At 65.7% G+C, this 12,059-nt stretch carries 8 protein-coding genes; 7 read left to right on the top strand and 1 reads right to left on the bottom strand.

Annotated features, from left to right (window positions below; all coding sequences use genetic code 11):
* Nucleotides 1-107: 107 nt before the first annotated feature.
* Nucleotides 108-1,448, bottom strand: coding sequence for an MFS transporter (locus tag NM2_RS24150; RefSeq protein ID WP_067673109.1), 1,341 nt, complete (start codon nucleotides 1,446-1,448; stop codon nucleotides 108-110).
* A 233-nt stretch (nucleotides 1,449-1,681) separates the two neighbouring features.
* Between NM2_RS24150 and NM2_RS24155 the strand changes: the two genes are divergently transcribed.
* From NM2_RS24155 to NM2_RS24185, 7 genes are all read left to right on the top strand, one after another.
* Nucleotides 1,682-3,040, top strand: a complete 1,359-nt coding sequence (locus NM2_RS24155; protein WP_067673139.1) for a glycine cleavage system protein T — start codon at nucleotides 1,682-1,684, stop codon at nucleotides 3,038-3,040.
* Between the two features lie 80 nt (nucleotides 3,041-3,120).
* Complete coding sequence (locus NM2_RS24160) at nucleotides 3,121-3,906, top strand: methylenetetrahydrofolate reductase (protein ID WP_157121279.1); 786 nt, start codon at nucleotides 3,121-3,123, stop codon at nucleotides 3,904-3,906.
* Between the two features lie 21 nt (nucleotides 3,907-3,927).
* Nucleotides 3,928-4,824: a formyltetrahydrofolate deformylase gene (gene purU, locus NM2_RS24165; protein ID WP_067673113.1), complete on the top strand. Its 897-nt coding sequence runs from the start codon at nucleotides 3,928-3,930 to the stop codon at nucleotides 4,822-4,824.
* Between the two features lie 29 nt (nucleotides 4,825-4,853).
* On the top strand, nucleotides 4,854-5,672 hold the full coding sequence (locus NM2_RS24170) for an IclR family transcriptional regulator (protein WP_084531501.1): 819 nt from the start codon (nucleotides 4,854-4,856) through the stop codon (nucleotides 5,670-5,672).
* A gap of 144 nt (nucleotides 5,673-5,816) precedes the next feature.
* The gene (locus tag NM2_RS24175; protein WP_067673115.1) at nucleotides 5,817-9,113 is read left to right on the top strand and encodes a protein kinase domain-containing protein; all 3,297 of its coding nucleotides are present in this window, start codon (nucleotides 5,817-5,819) and stop codon (nucleotides 9,111-9,113) included.
* 229 nt (nucleotides 9,114-9,342) lie between these two features.
* Nucleotides 9,343-10,833, top strand: a complete 1,491-nt coding sequence (locus NM2_RS24180; RefSeq protein WP_067673143.1) for a pentapeptide repeat-containing protein — start codon at nucleotides 9,343-9,345, stop codon at nucleotides 10,831-10,833.
* An 816-nt stretch (nucleotides 10,834-11,649) separates the two neighbouring features.
* The coding region (locus NM2_RS24185; protein ID WP_169816236.1) for a PAS domain S-box protein at nucleotides 11,650-12,059 on the top strand (410 nt) is incomplete at its 3' end.

A 12,059-nucleotide genomic window follows, 5' to 3' on the forward strand; every position in this document is an offset into this window, starting at 1 on the left:
GAGTGACCATAGCCGCCGCCACCGACAACCCACTGCCCCGAACCGAATCCGGAGGATCAGCCGGCTCTGTACCTCAACGCCAGCTCACCTGTGCACTCTTTCGCGGCTCACTCGGCTGCTCCCACAACACCCGGGATCCCGGCCTCCGACCGCGTGGCGGGCACCGTCGGCTCCGATGCGTCGGCGCCGAGCACCGTGTTCCTGGCCGAAGCCACGGCCAACAGACTGACCGCGCAGACTCCACCGATCAGCACGGCGACCGCGATCGAGGTGCCGAACCGTGCGTACAGCGATTCGGCCAGCAACGGAACCAGACCGCCACCGACGATCGACCCGATCTGATAGCACAGCGACGACCCGCTGTATCGCACCCCCGCGGGGAACATCCGGGCGAGCATCGCCGGCTGGGCGCCGTTGATGAGCGAATTCGCCACCGCGATGAGCAGCAGTCCGAGCGCGACGAGCGGCACGACCGCGGTGTTCACCAGGGCGAACATCGGTAGCACCAGCACGATCGCCAGACCCGCACCGGTGAGGTAGATCGGCCTGCACCCGAACCGGTCACTGATGCGCCCACCGATGAGCATGAAGGCGATCCACGGCACGCTGATCGACACGCTGATCCACAACATCGTGCCGGCCGCCATGCCCAGCCGATGAGTTCCGTAGCTGACCATGTACACCGAGATGAAGGTGCCGAGAGTCGGTCCGGCGAACGACAGCAGGCTGCCCGCGACCACCTGTCGCGGAGACCCGCGCAGGAGTTCGACGAACGGGACACGAGCGATCTTCCTGGCCTGCTGCGCCTGGTCGAACTCTGCTGTCTCCGTGATGGATTTGCGTACGACCAGGCCGATGACGATCAGCACCGAACTCAGCAGGAAGGGGATGCGCCACCCCCAGGAGTGCAACGCTTCGGCCGGGAGCACGGCCGCGATCACCAGGAATACCGCTTGCGACAACAAGGCGCCCGAGGGAATGCCGATCTGGGGAAACACACCGAAGAGCGCGCGTCGATTCGGAGGCGCGTGCTCGACCGCGATGAGCACCGCACCACCCCACTCCCCGCCGACTCCCACACCTTGCAGTAATCGCAAGGCGACGAGCAGGATCGGCGCCCATACCCCGATCGTCGCGAAGGTCGGCAGGAAGCCGATCGCGGTGGTCGCCGTGCCCATCGTCAGTAGCGATACCACCAACATCTTCTTGCGGCCGACCCGGTCGCCGAAGTGCCCCATGACGAGTGCGCCGAGCGGCCGAGCCACGAACCCCACCGCGAAGGTCGCCAGCGCCGCGAGAGTTCCGCCTACCTGCGAGAAGCTGGGAAAGAACTGTTCCCGGAACACCAGTGCCGCGGCTAGTCCGTAGATATTGAAGTCGTACCACTCGACCACGCTGCCGATGAAGCTGGCCAACACGACCTTGCCGGGGCTGTTTGTGGTGTTCATCTATCACTCCTCCTCGAGTGGCGTCTGTCACGCAGACTAATATCCTGTGATGCAGAACACCAGACCCGAAGAGCAATCCAGTGCAATCCCATTGGCTCGAGCCATCGGCAGTGTTATGTTCCGTATGGCAGTCCTGCTGTCTGTCATACAGACACTCTTTGCGGCGACGGTCGGACGACGGTCCGTGGATCGACCGAGCGCCGATGCGCACACCCCAGCGAGAGGTGACATCGATGTCCGAGACGAGCGTGGAACAGGGAATCCAGCAGGCAGGCGGGGCGGTGCCGCTGCTGCGGAACTCCACGATCCGCCCCCATACCTTCCCGGTGACCGCGGAGTTCACCAACTGGCGCACCGAGCAACGCGCCTGGCGAGATGCCTGCGCGCTGCTGGATCAGTCACACCACATGACCGATCTCTACATCACCGGGCCCGACGCCCATCGCCTGCTGTCCGACCTGGCCATCAACAGCTTCGCGAACTTCGGCCCCGGTAAGGCGAAGCAGTACGTCGCGGTGAACCACGAGGGATATCTGATCGGCGACGCCGTGCTCTTCCACCTGGAGGAACAGCACTTCGACCTCGTCGGCCACCCCATGGTGCTCGACTGGGTGCAATACAACCTCGAGATCGGCGACTACAACGCCACCACCGAGCGCGACGACAACTCCTTCGACCGCGTATCCGGTCCCCCGCGTGTCTACCGCTACGAACTCCAGGGTCCGACCGCCGCGGCGCTGATGGAAAAACTCACCGGTGCACCCTTGCCCGACGTGAAGTTCTTCAACATGGCCACCTTCACGATCGGTGGACACACGGTCCGGGGGCTGCGACACGGCATGGCGGGACAGCCCGGCTTCGAGCTGTTCGGCCCGTGGGACGAGGGCGAGAAGGTGCGCGAGGCCATCCTCGCGGTCGGCGACGAATTCGGCCTCGTCCGCGTCGGCGCCAAGGCGTACTCCGCGGCCAACCTCGAGTCGGCCTGGATCCCCGCCCCGCTGCCCGCGATCTTCTCCGGGGAGAAGTTGCGGGAGTACCGGGAATGGCTCCCGCTCTCGGCGGCAGGCTCGCTCGGCGGCTCGATGGACTCCGCGAACATCGAGGACTACTACGTGACGCCCTACGACGTCGGGTACGGCCGTCTGGCGTCCTTCGACCACGATTTCGTGGGACGCGAAGCCTTACAAGGGTTCTCGGAGAACCCCCGGCGCGAGAAGGTCACGCTGGTGTGGAACTCCGACGACGTCACCGAGGCGATCGGCTCCCTCTACCGGCCCGGTGTACCGGCGAAATACATCGAGATCCCGAAGGCACGCTACGCCTTGCACCAGAGCGACCAGGTGCTGCACAACGGCGAACTCGTCGGCATCTCCATGGATGCCGGATACCTTGCCAACGAACACCTCATGGTGTCGCTGGCAACCATCGATCTCGAGCACAGCCGCCCCGGTACCGAGCTCACGCTGCTCTGGGGGGAAAGCCCGAACTCGACCAAACCACTGGTCGAACCGCACGCGCAGCGAGAAATTCGGGTGACGGTCCAGCCCGCCCCGTACGTCCGGTACGCGCGAGAAAACTACCGGACGCGATGACGACGCGGACCAACCCACCGCCCCACAGGCACACATCTCGTTCGGCGTCGAAGGTTCTCCGCAATATCAGCTACGAGATCATGCCGTTTCGCAGGACCGAAGAGGCAGTTCTCGAACACGTGCCGACAGATGTCCCCCTGACCATCACAGTGACAGAATCGAAGGGAGTCGACGCGACCGTCGATCTGGCCACAAGGTTGTCCACGCAGGGTTACCGAGTGGCGCCACATCTGGCGGCACGCCTGATCGAAGACCGTGCGCACGCCGACGGCCTGCTCGCGCGACTCGCCGACGCGGGCGTCGAGCGGTTGTTCATCATCGGCGGTGACGCGCCGACTCCAGCGGGAAAGTTCACCGCGGCCGCGGACCTGCTCCGAGTGATCGAGCAGGACAGCCGATTCCGTTCGATCGGAATCGGCGGGTACCCCGAGGGGCATGCGCACATCGGCGAGGACGCGCTGTGGACGGCCCTGGCGGACAAGGCCCCGATGGCCTCCGAACTCATCACGCAGATCTGCTTCGACGAGAAGACCACCGTGGACTGGGCGCGCGCAGTTCATCGCGCGCATCCCGAACTCGAAGTCCGCGTGGGTGTTCCAGCGCCGGTGAGCAAGCAGAAGCTGGTACGGATATCGGCGGGGATCGGACTCGGGCAGTCCGCCCGCTTTCTGCAAAAGCAGCAGAATGTGGTCTGGCGGCTGATGCGACCCGGCGGATACCGCCCCGACAAACTGCTGCGAGCCTTGACGCCGCACCTGTGCTCGCCGGATCTCAACATCGGCGGAATTCACCTTTTCACGTTCAATGAACTCGAGCGGACCGAGAAGTGGCGACAGGCTCTGCTCGCCCGGCTCGGTGACGGATAGAGCACCCGAACAGGACAGCACATGGAATCGTTGCCAAGCCACAGCTCCGGAACATGTCACCACTCCGGTGACCAAGGCCGGCTTCTCGTGTTCGGTGCGGACGGACCGGGGATCGTCGCGGAAGTATCGGCCATACTCGCCGGCCACGGGGCGAATATCGTTTCACTGGACCAACATTCGACCGGACTGCAAGGCGGCCGATTCTTCCAGCGAGCGGTGTTCCATCTGGCCGGGCTCGACACCGCGCGAGCAGCACTCGAAGCGGATCTGCACCGTCGTCTCACCGAACGCTTCGGCCTGGAATGGTCGCTCATCGACGCGGCGATACCGAAGCGGGTGGCGCTGTTCGCGTCCAAACTGGACCACTGCCTGCTCGAATTACTGTGGCGACACCGGCGCGGCGAATTACCGATGGAACTGGTCCGCGTCGTGTCCAACCACGCGGACCTGGCCTGGGTTTCGGACCGTTTCGATGTGCCGTTCACCCACATTCCGGTCGAGAAGGGCAATAAGCAACAGGCCGAAGCGGCACAGCTGGAATTACTGAAGGGCGAGGTGGACCTGCTGGTTCTCGCACGCTATATGCAGATCCTGTCCGGCGACTTTCTTTCCGCGATCGGTATACCGGTCATCAACATTCACCACTCGTTCCTGCCCGCGTTCATCGGCGCGGCGCCCTACCACAAGGCGAAGAAGCGCGGCGTGAAACTGATCGGCGCGACCGCTCATTTCGTCACCCCCGACCTCGACGAAGGCCCGATCATCGAGCAGGACGTCGTCCGGGTCGACCACACCGACACCACCGCCGACCTCGCCCGCAAGGGTGCGGATGCCGAGAAACTGGTGCTGGCCAAGGCGGTGAAGGCGTTCTGCGAAGACCGCATCATGCGCGACGGCCAGACGACAGTGGTGTTCTGATGCAACCTCGGAGGTGAGAACCTGTACCCGTGACCACATGGACTGACCGTCTGGGCGAACTGACCGAACCGTCCGATCGGGTCGCGCCCGCGTACCCGATCGCCTCGGTCGACAACACCCTGCGCATCCTGTTGTTGTTGCGCGACCGCGGTCGCCTCACCCTCAATGACGTCGCCGCCGAGTTGGGCATCGCGCGTTCGAGTTCGCACCGGCTGATGGCCATGCTCACCTATTACGACTTCGTACGCCAGGACCCGCTCGACCGTTCCTTCCATATCGGGCCCGCCGTGATCGATATCGGCCTCACGGCGGCACGCACACTGGACATCCGGGCGCTCGCGCGACCGATCCTCAACAGGCTGGCCGAATCGACGGGCATGACCGCACATCTCGTGCTGCCCCGAGGCCGGACCGTCCTGTTCACCGACGGCGTGGAAAGCCAGCGCACGATCCGCGCCGCACTGCGCACCGGGAGCACGCTTCCGGCTCATGTGAGCAGTGCGGGTAAAGCGTTGCTCGCGACGCTGTCCGACCAGCAGTTGCGTGAGCTGTACACGGGCAATCCCCCGGAATCACCCACCGACAGATCGATATCCTCGGTCAACGCCTTGCTGACCGAGGTCGGTCGAATTCGGCGGGTGGGCTACGCGGTCAACCGCGGCGAGAGCGAGATCGGTGTCCTCGCCATGGGTGTCGCCTGCCTCGTCCCCAACGCCGACCTCGTCGCGGGCCTGTCCGTCTCGGGCGCCGAATCCACGATCGACGAGACATGGGAGCACCGCACAGCCCAATTGCTCCGCGAGTCCGCCACCGAGCTCGTCACCCGGATACAGACCTACCAGGTGTAGCAACCGGCCGCTGCGGCCGACCCGGGAGCCGGTACGCGAGCGAATCGAGATCCTCCGCGACGGAACTTGGGGATACGCTGGGCATTGATGGAAACCAAAGCGTGTGCCCCAGCCCGGACGTGCTGATAAGACGGCCCGCAGCTGATGAGCCAGGAGGATCCGTTCCGGACCCTGCGTGATCTGCCCGCACCGGTCACAGACGAACTGAGCGCGGCCGGGTTCACCGATGCCCAGGAGATCGGGCGAGGCGGTTTCGGCGTGGTCTATCGCTGCACCCAGGCCGAGCTGGACCGGACGGTCGCGGTGAAGATCCTGACCGCCGAGCTCGACGCGACCAATCGCGCCCGGTTCTTCCGGGAGCAGCAGGCGATGGGCCAGCTGACCGGGCACCCGAACATCGTCACCGTGCTGCAGGTGGGAGTCACGGCCGGCGGACGGCCCTATCTGGTGATGCCGTATCACCCGCTGGACTCACTCGAGGCACGGATCCGCAAGAACGGTCCGCTGCCGACGGAGACCGCGTTGTGGATCGGGGTCAAGATCGCCGGGGCGCTGGATACCGTCCACCACCTCGGCATCGTGCATCGCGACGTGAAGCCGGGAAACATCCTGCTCACCGATTACGGCGAACCCGCGCTGACCGACTTCGGCATCGCGCGCATCCCCGGGGGCTTCCAGACGGACGCGGGCATGTTGACCGGCTCGCCGGCCTTCACCGCCCCCGAGGTGCTCGAGGGCGAGACGCCCACCGCCGCCGCGGACGTCTACGGCCTGGGCGCGACCCTGTTCTGCGCGTTGACCGGCCACGCGGCCTTCGAACGGCGCAGCGGCGAGAACGTGGTCACCCAATTCCTGCGGATCACCAGCCAGCCGGTGCCGGATCTACGCGAGAGCAGCATCGACGACGACGTGGCCGCGCTAGTGGCGACCGCGATGACCCGCGCTCCCGCTGGTCGGCCCACGGCCGCGGCCCTGGGCGAGACGATCCGGCAGGCCCAACGCCACCACGGATTCGCGGTCGACGCCATGGCACTGCACACCGAACCTCGCGAGCGCCGGGACCGCAAGCCCGCCGCGCGCAATTGGTCGCCACCGCCTCCGGCAGCACGGGCACAGAGCGCCGGCAGCCTGCCGCTGGAGTTGACCAGTTTCATCAACCGCCGCACCGAGGTGGCAGAGGCGAGGAATCTGCTCACCTCGACCCGGTTGCTCACGTTGGCCGGGGTCGGCGGGGTCGGCAAGACCCGGCTGGCGCTGCGGGTCGCGACGGCCGCGCGCCGGGAGTTCGCCGACGGCGTGTGGTTCGTCGAGTTCGCCGACGTGTCCGACCCGTCGCTGCTGGTCGATGTGGTCGCAGTCACGCTCGGACTGCGCGACGAACCATCCCGATCGCTACAGGAGGTGGTCGTCGAGTACCTGTCCACCAGACAGTCGCTGCTGGTATTGGACAACTGCGAACAGGTGGTGGCGGCCGTGGCCGCACTGGTCGAGACCCTGCTGCAGGACTGTCCGGACCTGCGTGTCCTGGCTACCAGCCGCGAACCACTCGACATCGCCGGTGAATCGGTGCTGCGGGTGTCGCCGCTGACTGCTCCGGCCACCGACCGCAAGCCGTCGCCGCGGAGCCTGCCGCGCTACGACGCGGTCACGCTGTTCACCGAGCGCGCGGCCGCGGTCGTGCCAGGGTTCGAGCCAACCGACGACAACAAATCCACCATCGCCCGCATCTGCGCCCGGCTCGACGGGCTGCCACTGGCGATCGAACTCGCCGCCGCGCGCATGCGCACGATGTCGCCCGAACAGATTCTGCAACGCCTCGACGACCGCTACTCGTTGCTCACCCGCGCCAGCCGCACCGCACCGCACCGCCAGCAGACCTTGCGCTGGTGCATCGACTGGAGCTACCAGCTGTGTACTCCCGTCGAGCAACAACTGTGGGCCCGGCTTTCGGTCTTCAGCGGTCGCTTCGAACTCGACGCCGCCGAACAGATCTGCGGTGCGGGCCTGACTCCCGGCGCTCCCCTCGACGCGCTGTCCTCACTGGTCGACAAGTCGGTCGTGATCCGCGAGGAATCCCGCACCGTGGTGCGGTTCCGCATGCTCGACACAGTGCGCGACTACGGCCGGGACAAGCTTCAAGAGTCCAACCAGGACCAGCGGTGGCGGCGCCGGCACTGCGAGTGGTATCAGCGGTTGGTCCTCGACGCGGAGGCCGAGTGGATGAGCGACCGGCAGCCCTACTGGATCGCCAGGCTCGAGCGCGAACTCGCGAACCTGCGCGACGCGTTCGAGTACAGCCTGGCGCAGGACAGCGAGGAGGCAGCCGGAGCCAGGCTGCGGACCGCCGCCGCACTGCTGTGGTTCTCGATCTTCCGGGGTCTGTACAGCGAATTCCGACGCTGGATAGAACGCGCGATCGCGCACCCTGCCCAAGGGCCGGTACCGGACCGCGTCAAGGCGCTGAACGCGGGCTGCGTTCTGGCGTCCATGCAGAGCGATCTGCCGACCGCGGCCGACCTCGCGCGGCAAGCGCGTGTGCTCACCGAACAGGCTCCCACTCCGATGAACCAGGCGCTGACCGCTTACGCCGAGGGCCACGTGGCGCTTTATCGCCATGAGCACGCCCTCGCGTCCCGCTACTTCGAACGCACCATCGAGCTGCTCGGCTCGAACCGGCAGGAAACGCTGTACATCGCCTGTTCGATCCTGCTCGGTTGGGTGCATGAACTGACCGATGATCACAAGCGCGCGATCGAGTGCTACGAGAAAGTAGTGCCGATCACCGAGGCGTGCGGCGAGACGCTCTTCCAGTCGTCGGCGTTGTGGGCCATGGGCGTTTCCGAGTGGGCACAGGGCGGGCGGTCCCGGGCAGTGGAGTTGCTCGAAAATTCGCTTCGCGTCAACGGGCGAATCCGCAGCCCGCTCATCACCGCGGCGGATCTCGAGGCGCTGGCATGGATCGCCCGAGCCGACGGTGATGCCGAGCGCGCGGCCATCCTGCTGGGAGCCGTGCAAGAGATAGACCGGTCCATGGGCACCGTGGCGACCCTGCCGCTGGTGCCGCGCAATCACGAGGAATGTGTCCGGCTCGCGCGCGCCGCCCTGGGAGAACGCCGATACGATTCGGCCATTCGGCGCGGCCGCGCGATGGACATGAGCGAAGCCATAGCCTATGCACTCGGCGAGCGGCCCGCCGCCGCACCGCCCGAACCGGGCCCGTCGACACCTCTGACCAAGCGCGAGCAGCAGGTCGCGAACCTCATCGCCCGAGGCCTCACCAACAAGCAGATAGCCACCGAACTGGTGATCTCCCTACGGACCGCCCAGGGCCACGTCGAGCACATCCTCAGCAAACTCGGATTCACCTCCCGCGCCCAGGTCGCAGCCTGGATCACCGAGGGAAGCGATGAATCCGACGATGGTCCCGACCCGATTCGCTGAATCTCCGGACGATCCGAAACGACCGCTGACCGCAGTCCGCGCGGCACCGTCAGTGGCCGCGCCGGCCGATCACGACACGATGTGCCCTCACCGATCGGGGAACCGAGGTTCGTGCCGTGAGCTTTCAACCCCGCACTTCCTCGAAACGGATTGCGTCGGTGGATCCTTCGGAGAGAATCGACCGATGTTGGGGAGGATGGGCCGATACGGCACGCGGACGACCAAGTACATGACGCGAGTTGCTCGTTACCTGAACCGTGTAGGACTGTTTCCCGCGATCGTCACCGCGCTCGGCTTCGGCGCCGTCCTCGCTGCCGGCTCCTACTGGGCTCTGCACGGACTCATCGCGACCAGTTCGGCACAGGCGGCACCGATCGATGTCACCAAGCTCGCGCTCACCGTGGTCGCCGGAGTGGGCGGCATCGTGGCCCTGGTCGTGGCCTACCGCCGCCAGCGTGACCTCGAGCAGGGCCGGTTCGTGGAACGGTTCGGCGCCGCGGCCGCGCAACTCGGCGACAGCGACGTCGCGGTCCGCCTCGCCGGGGTGTACGCGCTGGCGGGCGTCGCCGACGAATCGGCCGGGCTACGCCGCCAGCAATGCATCGACGTCCTTTGCGCATACCTGCGCCTGCCCTACACATCCGACGTCGGCGCCAACGACATGACCAAGGAGATTCTGAAGTACCCGGCTTCGGAACCGGCAGGCCCCGAGAAGGAGCGGCACTTCGAGTACCGGCACAACGACCGCGAAGTCCGAGCCACCATCGTCCGCATGATCGCGGACCACCTGCGTTTCGACGCCGAATACAGCTGGTCCGCAAGTGATTTCGACCTCCGTACCGCCAACCTCGAGAACGCGGACTTCACCGCCGCGCGGTTCGGCGGCTCCGCTCGGTTCGAGGGCGCGACCTTCTACGGCACCGCCCTGTTCGCGGAGGCCACGTTCGCCGAGGACGCACGGTTCGGACGCGCCAGTTTCCGCGACGCCGCCCAGTTCGGGCACGCCACATTCGCCGGCAAGGCATTGTTCGAGGACGCCACGTTCGCCAGCGCCGCTCAATTCGAAAACGCCACCTTCTCCGACGTCGCCCGGTTCGGTGGTGCCACCTTCTCCGGCGGCGCCGGGTTCGTGAGCGCGACGTTCTCCGACGTCGCCTGGTTCAACCGCGCGACGTTCTCCGGGGACACCCGGTTCCAGCACGCCGCGTTTCCCGGCGAGGCCAAATTCGAGGGCACCACATTCTCAGGCGTCGTCCGGTTCAGGCACGTCACGTTCTCCGGCGAGGCTTGGTTCATGCACGCGACGTTCGCCGACGCCGCCTGGTTCAGCGCTGCGACATTCTCCGGCAATGCCCGATTCGAGCACGTCACGTTCTCGAGCACTGCCGACTTCGGCGGCACGACGTTTTCCGGTACCAGCTGGTTCGGCGACGCCACTTTCGGCGGCAGCGCCGGGTTCGTCGGCGCCAGATTCCTCGGCGAAGCATGGTTCATGGGGGCGACGTTCTCCGGCGACGCCGGCTTCGAAGGCATCGCGTTCGCCGGGGAGACCAGGTTCGAACGGGCCGATTTCGGAGGCGAGACCGTCTCGTTCGCCGGCCCACAGCAGTGGGGCCCACCGAAACCAGTATTCGACTGGGACGAGGACCACACCCAAAAACCGGCCAACGTCCAACCCCAGCACTGGCCACCGACCACAGCAGTCGCCGCCGAACGATGAGCTTGATGTGTCGAACAGGCAAATCCACCCGCTGCGATCGAGACCTCGATCCCACGATGAACCGATCGGTTCAGTGGGAGCTAAGGGGTTCGAGTCCCCCTTAGCTCCACTCAGATATCTGCATGTCAGAGGCAGGGTAGTTAGACTGTCTCCGTTCACGTCAACGCTCGTTACCAGCGGTCCGGTAACAGCACATCTCAGGGGATGTCGGCTGATACCCAACCGGAGGTAACAGATGCCCACCCCACGCCCCCGTCCCCGCAGCGACGGGACGGTCGCCTGGCAGGTCCCGTTCAGCATCTACGAGCACGGCCGCTCCTCGTGGCCACCGACCGTAACCGACCATAGGATCGTGACGACGAAACATCGGGTTCACCAGGTGCTTTCGGCGACCTCCATCGTTCACGGTTGAGCTCGCATCCCCACACGAGTCAGGCCCGACAAGTCACATGACGGTACGAACTGTTCGGTAGGACATAACAACTCGGCTGCTGCAGCACCGAATCGCGTTGCCGCACGGCATGTCAGCCATACGATCGCCCTGCTCCAGGCGCTCTCCCGGGGCGCTCCATCCCGCGGTCAGCGGTAGCCCAAGCCGCGGACCGCGTGCTGTACCGCAGTCTGGCGTGGCCTGGGCGAGCATTCTCTCGGGCCACGCCTTCTGGGCAGCCGCATCTGAAGTTCGTGCACAGCGCTCTGGCTGGCGCTACGAACGATTCGGCGACCACCACACCACCTTCATGCCACCAGCGACTCCCCCAACGAGGTCGAATCTGTATCGCCGCGTGCAGGACCTCGATGAAAGGCTCGAATGCTGTGACAGAGGAACTGTGCCGCCTGGTGCACCATCACACGAGGTGCGAACATCGCCGGTCGGAACAAAAAGCGTCCGTTCTGCCGGACGAGACATTTCGATGCGTGTTAGACAATGCCGCGATGGCGATGGCGATCGGTGACACAGACGGCACTCTTCTCTATGCCAACCACAGTCTGGCCGACATGATCGGTGTTCCGGTGGAGCAGTTGCAAGGGATCTCGATCTATCGTTTCGTCCACCCCGACGACCAGGACGAGATCGACACGGTGGTGTTCGACGGCTTGGTCCGGGCGCGGGAGGGCATAGCGAAGCTGCACCGCCGGTTGGTCGGGATAGACGGCAGCATCAGGTGGGTGGCGTTCACGATCTCCTACGTGCGGGGTTCCGCGGGGCTCCCGGACTATCTTTT

It is taken from the genome of Nocardia miyunensis NBRC 108239 (genome assembly GCF_001613065.1).
In the GTDB taxonomy this organism is placed as follows: domain Bacteria; phylum Actinomycetota; class Actinomycetes; order Mycobacteriales; family Mycobacteriaceae; genus Nocardia; species Nocardia miyunensis.